Origin of the sequence: Streptomyces buecherae, assembly GCF_014295035.1 — a bacterium.
GTDB lineage: Bacteria > Actinomycetota > Actinomycetes > Streptomycetales > Streptomycetaceae > Streptomyces > Streptomyces youssoufiensis.
Genome location: NZ_CP060404.1, coordinates 2,497,385 through 2,513,471, shown reverse-complemented (window position 1 = coordinate 2,513,471; position 16,087 = coordinate 2,497,385). Strand labels below are relative to the sequence as shown.

General features: G+C 71.1%; 14 protein-coding genes. All 14 read left to right on the top strand.

The genetic code is table 11. The features are described from left to right. The gene (gene thrC, locus H7H31_RS09255; protein ID WP_187064508.1) at nt 1-1,104 is read left to right on the top strand and encodes a threonine synthase; all 1,104 of its coding nucleotides are present in this window, start codon (nt 1-3) and stop codon (nt 1,102-1,104) included. A gap of 379 nt (nt 1,105-1,483) precedes the next feature. Beyond that, on the top strand, nt 1,484-2,398 hold the full coding sequence (thrB, locus tag H7H31_RS09250; RefSeq protein ID WP_176164137.1) for a homoserine kinase: 915 nt from the start codon (nt 1,484-1,486) through the stop codon (nt 2,396-2,398). Nucleotides 2,399-2,805: 407 nt separating this feature from the next. Continuing rightward, nucleotides 2,806-4,914: a transcription termination factor Rho gene (gene rho, locus H7H31_RS09245; protein ID WP_187064507.1), complete on the top strand. Its 2,109-nt coding sequence runs from the start codon at nt 2,806-2,808 to the stop codon at nt 4,912-4,914. Between the two features lie 502 nt (nt 4,915-5,416). Continuing rightward, on the top strand, nt 5,417-6,628 hold the full coding sequence (locus H7H31_RS09240) for an LCP family protein (protein WP_187064506.1): 1,212 nt from the start codon (nt 5,417-5,419) through the stop codon (nt 6,626-6,628). A 301-nt stretch (nt 6,629-6,929) separates the two neighbouring features. Then, nucleotides 6,930-7,154: a 50S ribosomal protein L31 gene (gene rpmE / locus H7H31_RS09235; RefSeq protein ID WP_176164140.1), complete on the top strand. Its 225-nt coding sequence runs from the start codon at nt 6,930-6,932 to the stop codon at nt 7,152-7,154. 160 nt (nt 7,155-7,314) lie between these two features. After that, a complete protein-coding gene (gene prfA, locus H7H31_RS09230) occupies nt 7,315-8,394 on the top strand; it encodes a peptide chain release factor 1 (RefSeq protein WP_176164141.1) in 1,080 nt (359 codons plus the stop codon). 8 nt (nt 8,395-8,402) lie between these two features. Further along, nucleotides 8,403-9,284 carry a peptide chain release factor N(5)-glutamine methyltransferase gene (gene prmC, locus H7H31_RS09225; protein WP_187063130.1) on the top strand — a complete coding sequence of 294 codons (882 nt, stop codon included), beginning with the start codon at nt 8,403-8,405 and terminating at the stop codon, nt 9,282-9,284. A 95-nt stretch (nt 9,285-9,379) separates the two neighbouring features. Next, nucleotides 9,380-10,027 carry an L-threonylcarbamoyladenylate synthase gene (locus tag H7H31_RS09220; protein WP_187063128.1) on the top strand — a complete coding sequence of 216 codons (648 nt, stop codon included), beginning with the start codon at nt 9,380-9,382 and terminating at the stop codon, nt 10,025-10,027. Then, a complete protein-coding gene (locus H7H31_RS09215) occupies nt 10,024-10,701 on the top strand; it encodes an arsenate reductase/protein-tyrosine-phosphatase family protein (protein ID WP_254391257.1) in 678 nt (225 codons plus the stop codon). The genes H7H31_RS09220 and H7H31_RS09215 overlap by 4 nt, the downstream gene beginning before the upstream one ends. Nucleotides 10,702-11,098: 397 nt before the next feature. Beyond that, complete coding sequence (locus H7H31_RS09210) at nt 11,099-12,400, top strand: serine hydroxymethyltransferase (protein WP_187063127.1); 1,302 nt, start codon at nt 11,099-11,101, stop codon at nt 12,398-12,400. 95 nt (nt 12,401-12,495) lie between these two features. Beyond that, complete coding sequence (locus tag H7H31_RS09205; RefSeq protein WP_187063126.1) at nt 12,496-13,842, top strand: MraY family glycosyltransferase; 1,347 nt, start codon at nt 12,496-12,498, stop codon at nt 13,840-13,842. Nucleotides 13,843-14,225: 383 nt separating this feature from the next. Then, the gene (locus tag H7H31_RS09200; protein WP_187063125.1) at nt 14,226-14,663 is read left to right on the top strand and encodes a hypothetical protein; all 438 of its coding nucleotides are present in this window, start codon (nt 14,226-14,228) and stop codon (nt 14,661-14,663) included. Nucleotides 14,664-14,942: 279 nt separating this feature from the next. Further along, nucleotides 14,943-15,743, top strand: a complete 801-nt coding sequence (atpB, locus tag H7H31_RS09195) for a F0F1 ATP synthase subunit A (protein ID WP_187063133.1) — start codon at nt 14,943-14,945, stop codon at nt 15,741-15,743. Nucleotides 15,744-15,819: 76 nt separating this feature from the next. Beyond that, a complete protein-coding gene (locus tag H7H31_RS09190; RefSeq protein WP_176164149.1) occupies nt 15,820-16,068 on the top strand; it encodes an ATP synthase subunit c family protein in 249 nt (82 codons plus the stop codon). Nucleotides 16,069-16,087 lie beyond the last annotated feature (19 nt).

Genomic DNA, 16,087 nt, shown 5'->3' with positions numbered 1-16,087 from the left:
ATGTCCGCAAACATCAGCGCTCGGCAGGGCACCCATCAGTGGCGCGGGGTCATCGAGGAGTACCGGGACCGGCTCCCGGTCGGCGAGCACACTCCGGTGGTGACACTGCGCGAGGGCGGCACGCCGCTGGTCCCCGCGCAGGTGCTCTCCGAGCGCACCGGATGTGAGGTTCATCTCAAGGTCGAGGGCGCCAACCCGACCGGGTCCTTCAAGGACCGCGGCATGACGATGGCCATCACCCAGGCCAAGGAGGCCGGCGCCAAGGCCGTCATCTGCGCCTCCACGGGCAACACCTCCGCCTCGGCCGCGGCGTACGCGGTGCGCGCCGGCATGGTGTGCGCGGTCCTGGTGCCCCAGGGCAAGATCGCGCTCGGCAAGATGGGCCAGGCCCTGGTGCACGGCTCGCGCATCCTGCAGGTGGACGGCAACTTCGACGACTGCCTCACGCTGGCGCGCGAACTGTCCGAGAAGTACCCGGTCGCACTGGTGAATTCGGTCAATCCGGCGCGTATCGAGGGCCAGAAGACCGCCGCGTTCGAGGTGGTCGACGCGCTCGGGGACGCCCCCGACATCCACGTGCTGCCGGTCGGCAACGCGGGCAACATCACCGCGTACTGGAAGGGCTACCAGGAGTACGCCGTCCCGTCCTCGCAGGGTCACGCGGCCGTCTCCTCCCGTACGCCGCGCATGTGGGGCTTCCAGGCGTCCGGCTCCGCGCCGATCGTGCGGGGCGAGCCGGTCAAGGACCCGCACACCATCGCGACCGCGATCCGCATCGGGAACCCGGCCTCCTGGGAGCAGGCCGAGCGGGCCCGCGACCAGTCGGGCGGCTTCATCGACGAGGTGACCGACCGTCAAATCCTGGCCGCCTACCGGCTGCTGGCGGCGCAGGAGGGCGTCTTCGTGGAGCCCGCGTCGGCCGCCAGTGTGGCCGGGCTGCTCAAGGCCGCCGAGCAGGGCAAGGTCGATCCGGGGCAGCGCATCGTGTGCACGGTCACCGGCAACGGCCTCAAGGACCCGGACTGGGCGGTGGCGGGCGCGCCGCAGCCGGTCACCGTGGCGGTGGACGCGGACGCCGCGGCCGGCAGCCTCGGGCTGGCCTGACCGCTGGCCCGCACCTGGCGTAACCTTGGGTAAGGCGGTGGCCGCGGACCGGGCGACGGTCTCGCGGAATAGCCGTTAAATCCCTCGGTTTTATCCCGCTGGACAGTGATAAGCGGGGATAACGGAGCACGGGACGGCTCACGACACGCATCGTGCGCCTCCCGTGCGCCCTATGTCGCCACAGAACCTTCCTTCGATAGGCTGTACTGAATCCGCCCCGTCGCAGAGCACCCGCCGCTGAGCAATCGGCTCCGTGCGGCATTGCCGAAACGGTCCTCGCGGTGTTCCGTACTTCTTCGATAAACCGCAGCCCGTACACCGCAGCCCGCACACACTTGTCGCCACACGTCCGCAGTCACACAAGGAGAGTCATCGAGCGATGGCCGGTCCAGCGTTCCGTGCCGCCGCCGTCCGGGTGCGCACCCCTGCCACCAGCGCCAATCTCGGCCCCGGCTTCGACGCCCTCGGCCTGGCCCTGGGTCTGTACGACGACGTGGTCGTCCGGGTCGCCGACGCCGGGCTGCACATCGACATCGCGGGGGAGGGCGCGGAGACCGTGCCGCGCGACGAGAACCACCTGCTCGTACGCTCCCTGCGGGCCGCGTTCGACCTGCTCGGCGGCCAGCCCCGGGGCCTGGAGCTGGTGTGCGCCAACCGCATTCCGCACGGCCGCGGGCTCGGCTCGTCCGCCGCGGCGATCTGCGCGGGCATCGTGGCCGCGCGCGCGGTGACCATAGGCGGCGCCGAGCGGCTCGGTGACGAGGCCCTCCTTGAGCTGGCGACCGAGCTCGAAGGCCACCCGGACAACGTCGCGGCCTGCCTGTACGGCGGTTTCACGCTGTCGTGGATGGACGGCGGCGTAGCGCGGGCCATCCGCATGACGCCGGCGGATTCCATCGTTCCGGTGGTCTTCGTACCCGCTCGCGCCGTCTCGACGGAGACCGCCCGCGGGCTGCTGCCGCGCACCGTCCCGCACGTGGACGCCGCGGCCAACGCGGGGCGCGCCGCGCTGCTGGTCGAGGCGCTGACCAGGCGCCCCGAGCTGCTGCTGACCGCGACCGAGGACCGGCTGCACCAGGAGTACCGCGCGCCGGCCATGCCGGAGAGCGTGACCCTGGTCAACCGGTTGCGCGCCGACGGCGTCCCCGCGGTCATCTCCGGTGCGGGCCCCACGGTGCTCGCACTGGCCGAGAGCGGTGCGGCCGACAAGGTCGCACGCCTGGCGGGCGAGGGCTGGGCGGCCAACCGGCTGGCCCTCGACGCGGGGGGAGCGAGCGTCCTGCCGCTCGCCTGACACACGGGGGCCGGGGGCCACCCCGGGCCTGGCTGAAATGCGATTGCCGGACTTGGAGAGGGGGAATGTTTGTTGGAGCCGGTAGTGTTAACCTCAAGTCTGCACCTGCAGCCTTTTGGACTGTTGCAAAGGCGCAGTGCTCACCGTCCCCATTCGGGACCACCCTTCTTCCGGGAGCCTCCCCAACTGCCTGAGCAGCCTGCCTGAGCAGTTTTGAGCACGCTCCGGAATCGGCGTGGCGGATCTGAGTGATACGTCTCTTCCGTGCGCCGGACCCAGCACCGATCTTTCCGCCGTCCTGGCGGACCACCGCCCCGGCCCAGTCCACGTGGTACGGACCACAGCCGGACAGCACAACCGGTCGCCGAGCCAGACAGGCCGACGCCCGCTCCAGGGAAGGACCCTTCGTGAGCGACACCACCGATCTGATGGGCGTGAACGCCTCCGGCAACACCGACAACTCCGTCGGCAATGCCGCCGCGCCCGCCACGGACGCTCCCGCCGCGCCTGCCACCGGTGCCACTGCTAGTGCCCCCCGGCGGCGCCGTTCCGGTACCGGCCTTGACGCCATGGTCCTGGCGGAGCTCCAGCAGCTCGCCTCCAGCCTCGGCATCAAGGGCACCGCGCGGATGCGGAAGAGCCAGTTGATCGAGGTCATCAAGGAGAAGCAGGCCAGTTCCGGTGCCGCCAAGAGCACCGAGACCGCGCCCGCCGCCGAGGCGCCGGCCAAGCCGAAGCGCCGCACGACCTCCAAGGCCCGTACGGGTGAGGGAGCCGACAAGCAGCCCGAGAAGGCGGCCGAGCAGGCCCCCGCTCAGCAGCAGATCGACATCCCCGGCCAGCCGGTCAGCGACGAGGCCCCGGTCAGCGAGCGCCGCCGGCGCCGCGCCACCTCCCAGGCGGGCAGCCCGGACAACGCCGAGCAGGCCGCCGACGCGCAGGCCGACGGCCAGGCCCAGGGCAAGTCCGACGCCAAGCAGGACACCCGCTCCGACGCCAAGGGCGAGGCCGGCCACGCCGACGGCGGCGACGGCAAGCCCGCCAAGGGCGAGCGCGGCGACCGTGGCGAGCGCGGTCAGAAGGGCGACCGCCGGGAGCGCGGCAACCAGCGCGACCGCGGTGAGCGCGGCGACCGTGGCGAGCGCGGTGACCGTGGCGAGCGCGGCGAGCGCGAGGGCCGGCGCGGCAAGAACGACGACGGCGGCCAGGGTGGCCGCCAGCAGCGCGAGGGCCGTGGCCAGAGCCAGCAGCGCGCTGACGACGACGGCGAGGACTTCGAGGGCGGCCGGCGCGGTCGGCGCGGGCGCTACCGCGACCGGCGCGGGCGCCGCGGTCGCGAGGACTTCGGCAACGAGCCGCAGGTCGCCGATGACGATGTGCTGATCCCGGTCGCGGGCATCCTGGACATCCTCGACAACTACGCCTTCATCCGCACCTCCGGCTACCTGCCGGGCCCGAACGACGTGTACGTCTCGCTGGCCCAGGTCCGCAAGAACGGCCTGCGCAAGGGCGACCACGTCACCGGCGCCGTGCGGCAGCCGCGCGAGGGCGAACGGCGCGAGAAGTTCAACGCGCTGGTGCGGCTCGACTCGGTCAACGGCATGGCGCCCGAGACCGGCCGTGGCCGTCCCGAGTTCGGCAAGCTCACCCCGCTGTACCCGCAGGACCGACTGCGCCTCGAGACCGAGTCCGGCGCGCTGACCACGCGGATCATCGACCTGGTGACGCCGATCGGCAAGGGCCAGCGTGGCCTGATCGTGGCCCCGCCGAAGACCGGCAAGACCATGATCATGCAGGCGATCGCCAACGCGATCACGCACAACAGCCCCGAGTGCCACCTCATGGTCGTCCTCGTGGACGAGCGGCCCGAAGAGGTCACCGACATGCAGCGGTCGGTCAAGGGCGAGGTCATCTCCTCGACCTTCGACCGCCCGGCCGAGGACCACACCACCGTCGCCGAGCTGGCCATCGAGCGGGCGAAGCGGCTGGTGGAGCTGGGGCACGACGTCGTGGTGCTGCTCGACTCCATCACGCGTCTGGGCCGTGCCTACAACCTCGCGGCGCCGGCCTCCGGGCGCATCCTGTCCGGTGGTGTGGACTCCACCGCGCTCTACCCGCCGAAGAAGTTCTTCGGTGCCGCGCGGAACATCGAGGACGGCGGCTCGCTGACCATCCTGGCCACCGCGCTGGTCGACACCGGCTCGCGCATGGACGAGGTGATCTTCGAGGAGTTCAAGGGCACCGGCAACATGGAGCTCAAGCTCGACCGCAAGCTCTCGGACAAGCGGATCTTCCCGGCGGTGGACGTGGACGCGTCCTCCACGCGTAAGGAGGAGATCCTGCTCGGCAGCGACGAGCTGGCGATCGTCTGGAAGCTGCGCCGGGTGCTGCACGCGCTGGATTCGCAGCAGGCCATCGAGCTGCTGTTGGACAAGATGAAGCAGACCAAGTCCAACGCCGAGTTCCTCATGCAGATCGCCAAGACCACGCCCGCACCGGGCAACGGCAACGACTGACGCTCCACCCAGTCGTCCACCGCGCGCCGCTCACCCGGCGCGACCGGGCGCCCCAGCCCTCCCGCCGGCCAGCCGGCACCGGAGAGCGGCGCCCACGGGCATCGGGCCCCTTCCGTACCGCACGCGGTACGGAAGGGGCCCTTCCGCGTGCCGGGCGCACGCCGCGCAGTGCCGCGTACGCCGTCGAGCGCGGGGCGCGCCGCGCCGCGTCACCGGGCGTCAAACATCGGTGACCGGGTCGATTCGCCGATCCGCTGAGACGTGGAGCACAGCGATTCCTGGCCATCTGGCGGGCAACCGTCGCGCTGAGGCTCGCGAAACAGCAGGTGAACGGGGTCCTGGCCGGCGTGGGAGCGGGCTCGGAAGCCGGCCGACGGCCGAAATTCCCGAGGCCGACGCTATGCAACCCTGGCGCCCGAGCCCTCGTCTGACTAGTCACGACGGGGCGCGCCAGAAGCATGGCGGGCAGGGGGTAGTGGAACCACCGAGGACTGAGGAGCCCATGGCGGACGAGAGCAACAGCGTGTCGGCGGGTCGGCGCCGCCATGGCCGAAAGGCCACCGGTCGACGCCGCAAGGCGCCGAGCAAGCGACGCCGGGCCCTGGTGGCCACCGCGTGGGTCGCCGCGGCCCTCGTACTGTTCGGCGGTGGGACGCTCGGATACCTCTACTACAAGCTCAACGGCAACCTGACGGGCGTCGACATCAACGCCGCCCTGGGCACCGAACGCCCCGAGGACGTCGACAACGGCTCGATGGACATCCTCGTCCTCGGCTCGGACTCGCGGGCCGGCAAGAACGACAAGTACGGCAAGGACGAGGGCGGCGCCCGCTCCGACACCGCGATGATCGTGCACGTCCACGAGGGCCGGAAGAAGGCCAGCGTCGTCAGCATCCCGCGCGACACCCTCATCGAGCGGCCCTCGTGCACCAAGGACGGCGAGGAGACGCCGCCGGCGAAGCGGGTGATGTTCAACACCGCGTACGAGGTCGGCGGCCCGGCGTGCGCCGTCAAGACGGTCGAGTCGATCACCAGCATCCGCATGGACCACTACCTCGAGGTCGACTTCTCCGGCTTCAAGGACCTCATAGACCGGCTCGGCGGCGTGGACATCACCACCACCAAGCCCATCAAGGACAAGAAGAGCCACCTCGACCTGGAGCCGGGCGACCACACCCTGGACGGCGAACAGTCGCTCGGCCTGGTCCGCACCCGGCACGGCGTCGGCGACGGAACGGACCTGGGGCGGATCGCGCTCCAGCAGGCGTTCGTCAAGGCCCTGATCGACCAGATCAAGGACGTCAACGTCTTCGGCAACCCGAAGAAGCTCTACGACCTGGCCGACACCTCCACCAAGGCGCTGACCACCGATTCGGAGCTGGCCTCGGTCGACAAGCTGCTGGGCTTCTCCCGTGGCCTCAAGGGCATCGATTCCAAGCACATGACGATGGTGACGCTGCCCGTGGTCTACGACACGATCGACATCAACCGCGTGGTGCCGATGCCCGAGCAGGCGAACCAGGTGTGGCAGGCGCTGCTGGCCGACAAGCCGATCCCCAAGTCGGCGACGAAGGGCTCGGTCGGCGACCCGCCGGACGCGAGCAAGGTCGTCGGCGGCGACAAGGGCGACGCCGAACCGGCCGAAGGCTCCGCCGAGCCGCGCTCCAGCGCGACGCCGACCCCGTCGCTGACCAGGGCCATCGCCCAGGGCTGAGCACGCGCGAGAGCACCCGGCCCACCCCCGCCGGCCCCACCTCGCGCGTGCCCCACGGGCCCTTCCCGGCCCCGCCCCGTACGCCCGCGCAAGCCCCCGCGACCCGCTCGCGGGGGCTTGTCCGTGCCCGCGCGGGGTGGGCGGAATACCTGGCGGGTCGGTCTCGTTTTGGGAGATACGGCCAGTGCTGGCAGACTGGTCCGTCGGCTCCGGTTCACGTCAGGCAGCCCTCCCTCCGACCCGCCCATCGGGTCGAAGGGGCCCAGCGACCCGGTGCCCTCCCGAAAACTAGGAGATTCCCTTGAAGCGCGACATCCACCCCGAGTACGTCGAGACCCAGGTGAGCTGCACCTGTGGCGCGTCGTTCACCACTCGCAGCACCATGACCGGTGGCAGCATCCGTGCTGACATCTGCTCCGAGTGCCACCCGTTCTACACGGGCAAGCAGAAGATCCTCGACACGGGTGGCCGCGTGGCCCGCTTCGAGGCCCGCTTCGGCAAGAACGCCGGGTCCGCCAAGAAGTAGCGACCCAACCGGCGCCGGTTCCCGGCCGCCCCGACCGGGGTGGCCGAGGACCGGCGTTCTGTCGTAGCGGCCACCTCGCCACCCGGCCCGCGCCCGCCGGCGCCCGGCCCGCCCCACGCCCCACCCCCACCCAGCACCCCTTGCGGAGAAACGAGTCCCGATGTTCGAGGCGGTCGAGGAACTGATCGGCGAACACGCCGACCTCGAGAAGCGGCTCGCCGACCCCGCGGTCCACGGCGACCAGCGGGAAGCGATGCGGCTGAACAAGCGGTACGCGGAGCTGACCCCGATCATCGCCACGTACCGCGACTGGAAGCGTGCCGGCGACGACATCGAGGCCGCCCGCGAACTGGCCGCCGACGACCCGGACTTCGCCGACGAGGTCAAGGAGCAGGAGCAGCTCCGCGAGCGGCTCACCGAGAAGCTGCGACTGCTGCTCGTGCCCCGCGACCCCAGCGACGACAAGGACGTCATCCTGGAGGTCAAGGCGGGCGAGGGCGGCGAGGAGTCCGCGCTGTTCGCCGGCGACCTGCTGCGCATGTACCTGCGCTACGCCGAGCGCGTCGGCTGGAAGACCGAGATCATCGAGGCCAACGAGTCCGATCTCGGCGGCTACAAGGACGTCCAGGTCGCCGTCAAGACCAAGGGCGGCGGCGGTGCCACCGAGCCCGGCCAGGGCGTGTGGGCGCGACTGAAGTACGAGGGCGGGGTGCACCGCGTGCAGCGCGTGCCCGCCACCGAGTCGCAGGGCCGCATCCACACCTCGGCCGCCGGCGTGCTCGTCACCCCCGAGGCCGAGGAGGTCGAGGTCGAGATCGGGCCGAACGACCTGCGCATCGACGTGTACCGCTCGTCCGGCCCCGGCGGCCAGTCCGTCAACACCACCGACTCCGCGGTGCGCATCACCCACCTGCCCACCGGCATCGTGGTCTCGTGCCAGAACGAGAAGAGCCAGCTCCAGAACAAGGAGCAGGCACTGCGTATCCTGCGCTCACGGCTTCTGGCCGCGGCGCAGGAGGAAGCCGAGCGCGAGGCGTCCGACGCGCGCCGCAGCCAGGTCCGTACGGTGGACCGGTCCGAGCGCATCCGCACGTACAACTTCCCGGAAAACCGGATCTCCGACCACCGTGTCGGCTTCAAGGCGTACAACTTGGACCAGGTGCTCGACGGCGAACTGGACGCGGTCATCCAGGCGTGTGTCGACGCCGACTCCGCGGCCAAGCTGGCCGCCGCCCAGTAGGAGGGCCCGTGCAGCAGTCACCCGGGGGGCGCCCCCCGAATCCGCGGTCCGTGCTGCTCGCTGAGGTGGCGCAGGCCACCCAGCGACTGGCCGACGCGGGTGTGCCATCGCCGCGCTTCGACGCGGAGGAACTCGCCGCGTTCGTGCACGGCGTCAAGCGGGGCGAGCTGCACGCCGTCGCCGACGCGGAGTTCGACGCCCGGTACTGGGAGGCCGTCGCCCGCCGCGAGGCGCGCGAGCCGCTCCAGCACATCACCGGGCGCGCCTTCTTCCGCTACCTCGAACTCCACGTGGGACCCGGCGTGTTCGTGCCCCGGCCGGAGACCGAGTCGGTGGTCGGCTGGGCCATAGACGCGGTCCGCGCCATGGACGTCGTCGAGCCGCTCATCGTCGACCTGTGCACGGGCTCCGGGGCCATCGCCCTGGCCCTGGCCCAGGAGGTGCCGCGCTCCCGCGTGCACGCCGTGGAGCTGGACGAGGGCGCGCTCCAGTGGGCCCGCAAGAACGTCGAGGGCTCCCGCGTCGTCCTGCACCACGGGGACGCGCTCACCGCGCTCCCCGAACTCGACGGCCAGGTCGACCTGGTGATCAGCAACCCGCCGTACGTCCCGCTCACCGAGTGGGAGTACGTCGCCCCCGAGGCCCGCGACCACGACCCCTCGCTCGCGCTGTTCTCCGGCGAGGACGGCCTGGACACCATCCGTGGCATCGAGCGCACCGCGCACCGGCTGCTGCGCCCGGGCGGCGTCGTCGTCGTGGAGCACGCCGACACCCAGGGCGGCCAGGTGCCGTGGATCTTCACCGAGGAGCGGGGGTGGGCGGACGCCGCGGACCACCCCGACCTGAACAACCGTCCCCGATTCGCTACGGCGCGCCGGGCCATGCCATGACGGGTGTCATGGCGAGCGAGTGCCCGCGCGACGCAGCCGCGGCGCGCCGCGCGAGGGCGCGGCAGACATTGGTCCGTTACGAGGAGGTCCGTTAAATGGCTCGGCGATACGACTGCGGTGACGCGACCGACCGCAAGACCGGCCTGCGCGAGGCCGCGTCCGCGATCCGTCGCGGTGAACTGGTCGTGCTGCCCACCGACACCGTGTACGGGGTCGGGGCCGACGCCTTCAGCGCGGAGGCCGTAGCCGATCTGCTGGCGGCCAAGGGCCGCGGGCGCGGCATGCCCTCACCCGTCCTCGTGGGGTCCCCGAACACGCTGCACGGCCTGGTCACGGACTTCTCCGAGCAGGCGTGGGAGCTGGTGGACGCGTTCTGGCCGGGCGCGCTCACGCTGGTGGCCCGCCACCAGCCGTCGCTGACCTGGGACCTGGGGGAGACCCGGGGCACGGTCGCGGTGCGGATGCCGCTGCACCCGGTGGCGATCGAGCTGCTGACCGAGTTCGGGCCGATGGCCGTCTCCAGCGCCAACCTGACCGGTCACCCCTCGCCGCAGGACTGCGACGCGGCCCAGGACATGCTCGGCGACTCCATCTCGGTCTACCTCGACGCCGGGCCGACGCCGGCCGCCGTGCCGTCCTCCATCGTGGACGTCACCGGCAAGGTGCCGGTGCTGCTGCGCGCGGGCGCCCTCAGCGCTGACCAGCTGCGCGAGGTCGTGCCCGATCTTGAGGTGGCCAATTGACGTCCCCCCACGGGCGTGGCATAGCGGACGGTGACCTCTTCCGCGACGGTGGCCAGGGCCACGGCGCGGGCGCCTTTCGCATCCTCCACGTCAGCACCGGCAACGTGTGCCGCTCGCCCATCACCGAGCGGCTGAACCGGCACGCCCTGGCGCACCGGCTCGGCGACCCGTACATCGGTGGCCTCGTCGTGGAGAGCGCGGGCACCTGGGGCCACGAGGGCGCGCCGATGGAGGCGCACGCCGCCACCGTGCTGGCCGACTTCGGCGCGGACCCGGACGGCTTCCTCGGCCGCGAACTCCTCGACGAGCACGTCATCCGCGCCGACCTGGTCCTGACCGCCACCCGCGACCACCGGGCCCAGGTCATCTCCATGGGGCACTCGGCCGGCCTGCGCACCTTCACGCTCAAGGAGTTCACCCGGCTGGTGCGGGCCATAGACCCCGCGACGCTGCCCGACCCCGAGCAGGCCGGCGGCGTGGTCGAGCGCGCCCGCGCCCTGGTGCGGGCCGCCGCCGCGCTGCGCGGCTGGCTGCTGGCCCCGAACGAGGAGGCGGACGAGGTGCACGACCCGTACGGGGCACCCATCACGTTCTTCCGCAGCATCGGCGACGAGATCAACCAGGCCCTCGACCCGGTGGTCACGGCCCTGACCGGGGTGCCGGCCCCCGCCTAACCCGCGCCCAGGAGCGACCCGCCGCCCGGGCCCGCCCGTCCGGGCCGCGCCGCGTCGCCTGGATGGCGCCGCTCGGGCCGACACCGCTCGGGCCGCGGTGGTGGCCGCCCCCCGGCGGCCCGCGCCGTCCCCCGGCGGCCCCGCGCCGCCGCGCGCGGGGGTGTGCGGGCGCGTGCCGCCGCGCGAGCGCCGGCCGGGACAACCGGGCACCCCTTGCCCCGTACGAGCGACACGGCAGCGCACAGCGGCCCGGGCGCCCACCGCCCGCAGGGCGCGCGCCGCGCGCGCCGGTCCGCCCCCGTGGCGGCGAACCGCCCCGGGCGGCGCACACACCGGGCAGTCGCGGCACGGCGGCCCTACATTGGGCCTTACGCCCCTCTCGCCCGGAAGGTTCGCCATGCCGGTCAGCGCCACGTCCTTGCCACAGACCCCCTGGGGAAACGACCTCGACGCGCTGCGCCGGGTCGATCCGGAGATCGCCGGGGTGCTGCTCGGCGAGGTCGAGCGGCAGTCCGACGGGCTGCAACTCATCGCGGCCGAGAACTTCACCTCCCGCGCCGTGCTGGCCGCGCTCGGCTCGCCGCTGGCCAACAAGTACGCCGAGGGCTACCCCGGCGCCCGCCACCACGGCGGCTGCGAGCTGGTGGACCTCGCCGAGCGGATCGCCATCGACCGGGCCAAGGCGCTGTTCGGCGCCGAGCACGCCAACGTCCAGCCGCACTCCGGGTCCTCCGCCGTACTGGCCGCGTACGCCGCGCTGCTGCGCCCGGGCGACACGGTCCTGGCGATGGGCCTGCCGCACGGCGGGCACCTCACGCACGGCTCGTCGGCGAACTTCTCCGGCCGCTGGTTCGACTTCGTCGGCTACGGGCTGGATCGCGCCACCGGCCTCATCGACTACGACCAGGTCCGCGCCCTGGCCCTGGCCCACCGCCCCAAGGCCATCGTCTGCGGCTCGATCTCCTACCCCCGGCACCCGGACTACGCCGCCTTCCGGGAGATCGCCGACGAGACGGGCGCCTACCTCATCGCCGACGCGGCCCACCCCATCGGCCTGGTGGCCGGCGGCGCGGCGCCCAATCCGGTGCCGTACGCGGATGTGGTCTGCGCCACCACGCACAAGGTGTTGCGCGGGCCGCGCGGTGGCTTGATCCTGTGCAACGCCGCGCTGGCCGAACGCATCGACCGGGCGGTCTTCCCCTTCACCCAGGGCGGCGCGCAGATGCACACCGTGGCCGCCAAGGCGGTCGCCTTCGCGGAGGCCGCGACGGCCGACTTCGTCGCGTACGCGCACCGCGTCGTCGACAACGCGCGCGTGCTGGCCTGGGCGCTGGACGGCCTCGGCATCGGACTGCTGACCGGGGGCACCGACACCCATCTGATCAGCGCCGACGTCACGGGCCTCGGCCTCGACGGGCGCACCGCGCGCGGCCGGCTCGCCGCCGCCGGCATCGTGCTCGACACCTGCGCGCTGCCCCGGCCCGGGCAGGCGGCCGGGTACGTGAAGGGCCTGCGGCTGGGCACCGCCGCGGTCACCACGCAGGGCATGGCGGAGGCCGAGATGGAGCGGGTCGGGGAACTGATCGGGGCGGCCCTGCGGGAGGACGGGACGGTCCGCGCGGAGGTCGCGGAATTGGCCGGGAGCTTTCCCCCCTACCCGGCCGCGGCCGAACCCCGGATCGGCGACGGGAACCACTGACGCCCGCCGTGCGTCTGTCTTGAAGTTCACAGAAGAAGGTCGGACGCGCATAGGGTGTGGGGCTGTGATGGCCAGCGAAACCTCTGGGGCAGCCCGTGCGTGAATACCTGCTGACGCTGTGTGTCACGGCTGCGGTCACCTATCTGCTCACCGGCCCGGTGCGGAAGTTCGCCATCGCGGCCGGGGCGATGCCCGAGATCCGCGCCCGGGACGTACACCGCGAACCCACCCCGCGACTTGGCGGGATCGCGATGTTCGGCGGGCTGTGCGCGGGGCTGCTCGTCGCCGCGCACCTGACCAACCTCAAGAGCGTCTACGAGATCTCCAACGAGCCGCGCGCGCTGCTCTCGGGCGCCGGGCTGATCTGGCTGCTGGGCGTGCTGGACGACAAGTGGGGCGTGGACGCGCTGGTCAAGCTGGGCGGCCAGATGATCGCCGCCGGCGTGATGGTCCTCCAGGGCCTGACCATCCTGTGGATCCCGGTGCCCGGCGTCGGCACGGTCTCGCTCACCCCCATGCAGGGCACGCTGCTGACGGTGGCGCTCGTGGTCATCACCATCAACGCCGTCAACTTCGTCGACGGCCTCGACGGCCTGGCCTCCGGCATGGTCTGCATCGCGGCCACGGCGTTCTTCATGTACGCCTACCGGATGTGGTTCGGCTACGGCGTGGAGGCCGCGGCCCCGGCGACGCTGTTCGCGGTGATCCTGATGGGCATGTGCCTCGGGTTCCTGCCGCACAACATGCACCCGGCGCGCATCTTCATGGGCGACTCGGGCTCGATGCTGATCGGCCTGGTCATGGCCGCGGGCGCGATCTCGATCACCGGCCAGGTCGACCCGGACCTGCTCAACTCGTCCGCCGGCTCGGAGCGGGCCGCGGTGCACGCGATGGTGCCGGTCTACATCCCGCTGCTGCTGCCGCTGACGGTGATCGCGGTGCCCGTCGCCGACCTGGTGCTGGCCATCGTGCGACGCACCTGGAACGGCCAGTCGCCGTTCGCCGCCGACCGTGGGCACCTGCACCACCGGCTCCTGGAGATCGGCCACTCGCACAGCCGCGCGGTGCTCATCATGTACTTCTGGTCCGCGCTGATCGCCTTCGGCGCCGTGGCCTACTCGGTCAACTCCGCGAGCGTGTGGGTGGTCCTGGCGATCGCCGCGCTGAGCGGTGTCGGCCTGGTGCTCCTGCTGCTGCCGCGGTTCACGCCGCACGCGCCGCGCTGGGCGGAGAGCCTGTTCCCGCCCCGCTACCGGCGCGGCCGGCGCCGTGGCGCGCACGCCGCGAACCAGGCCCCGGGGGGCGACCCCGAGGCCGGGCCGGAGGCAGTCGCCGACGGGGGCGAGGAGCGGGAGCCGGTGCCCAGCGGGTTCCACGGCGCGACCGCCGTCGGCGACCGGTCGCGGCTGCCGCAGCGGCGCAAGATCAGCACGCACCGCTGATCCGGAGCCGCGCGCTCCGGGGGCCGCGTGGGTGCCCGCGCGGTACGGAATGCGAGGATGCGCACGGCATGGTGCGGGTGCCCCGCGTGGGCCCGCCCGCATCGTGCCTGGTGACCCGGGGTGTCACTCACATACCAGACTTGCTTGCCCACGTCCGTTGGACGTGACGTAAGTAACTCTTTCGTGTGACGGCCGGCACACTTTGTAGGTAAAGACCTCATCAAATAGTTTGTGATACCGTTCACGAAACCCGGTGCACAGATCTCATGCGAAGACTCCAAGGGCCCCAGTGCGAAGGTCCTTTGGGTCGCGGATCATCCCTTGCCCCGGGCTACGCTCGTCCATGACGACGCCCGCCCTCTCGCCCAGCCGGAGCTGCCGCCATGCAGTCGAATGACGCCCGAATCCTCCTCCATACCGCCGCACCCACCGCTGCCGTCGGCGCCCTCGCCGTGGCGGCCAGCGCCGTGTTCGCGGGCGGCAAGGGGGCGATCGGTGCTGTCTTCGGCGTCGTGCTGGTGATTCTGCTCATGGGAATGGGACTGGGTGTCCTGCAGTGGGTCGCCAAATCCCTTCCGCTGCTCTTTCAGGGCATTGGACTCGTGTTGTACGTGGTCCAGCTTCTGCTGATGGTGGTTTTTGTCGCCGTCTTCAAGAACGCCACGTTCTTCAATCCCCGGGCGTTCGCCATCACGTTGGTCGTCGCCACCGTCGTGTGGATCGGCGCCCAGGCTCGCGCGCACATGAAAGCCAAGATCTTCTACGTCGATCCGGCGGCCCCCGAGGCCCCGAAGTCAGAGACCGCAGGGTCCACGACGTGACACGTAGGGGCGGAATAAATGTCCGCGCGAGCGCCTGCTATCGTCCGGTGCCATCTGCGGCACAGCTGGCGCCGGCGGCTGAACTCCCGTATTCCCCGGGACGCAACCAGCGGCCATCGCGGCAGGTGCCAGCGATCCGCCCCGGCCCAGCGCCGACCAGCTGCCCTCTAATCCGTAAGACCAGTCCAGTGCCGTTCCGTGGCTCCGTGCCGCGCCGACACAACGAGGTTGCCGTACCCATGCGCCACGCTGAAGGAGCTCGCGGTGAGTTCTGACCAGATGCTCGCCTTCGAGACCGATTGCCACATCTTTGAGAAGGACGGGTGCGGCTTCCCGGCCCCAGGGCTTCACTCGTTCACCTTCGACCCGATCTTCACCGTCGGCAGCTTCGAGTTCAACAAGCCGATGCTGTTGGCGCTGCTCGGAACGGTAGCCATCGTCTGGTTCTTCTGGGCGGCCTTCGGAAAGGCCAAGGTCGTCCCGGGCAAGCTGCAGATGATTGGCGAGGCGGGATACGACTTCGTCCGCAAGGGCATCGTCTACGAGACCCTCGGCAAGAAGGAGGGCGAGAAGTACGTCCCCCTGATGGTCTCGCTGTTCTTCTTCGTATGGATCATGAACCTTTGGTCGATCGTCCCGGTGGCCCAGTTCCCGGTGACCTCGATCATCGCCTTCCCCGCCGCGCTGGCGCTCATCGTGTACGTGCTGTGGATGTACCTCACGTTCAGCAAGCACGGCTTCGTCGGCGGCATGAAGAACATCACCGGCTATGACAAGTCCCTTGGTGGGGTCCTGCCGCTGGTCATGTTCCTGGAGTTCATGTCCAACGTCCTCGTGCGGCCGTTCACGCACGCGGTCCGGCTCTTCGCGAACATGTTCGCCGGTCACCTGCTGCTGCTGATGTTCACGATCGCCAGCTGGTACCTGCTGAACGGGATCGGCATCGCCTACGCGGGCGTCTCGTTCGTGCTGACCATCGTGATGACCGCCTTCGAGCTCTTCATCCAGGCCGTCCAGGCGTACGTCTTCGTGCTGCTGGCCGCCACCTATGTGCAGGGCGCTCTCGCCGAGCACCACTGAGCACCCGCCTCCCCCAGTCCAATAGACGTCCGGTGGCCAACCCCCACCGGTCCGTGAAAGAGAAGGAAGAACCGGCATGTCCGCTCTCCAGACCATTGCTGCTGGTGTCGAACTCAAGGGCAACCTCGGCTCGATCGGTTACGGCCTCGCGGCCATCGGCCCCGGCGTCGGCGTCGGCATCATCTTCGGTAACGGCACCCAGGCCCTCGCCCGTCAGCCCGAGGCTGCCGGTCTGATCCGCGCCAACCAGATCCTCGGCTTCGCCTTCTGTGAGGCGCTCGCCCTGATCGGTCTGGTCATGCCGTTCGTCTACCCGACCAGCTGATCACGGCGTAAAGCCCAGT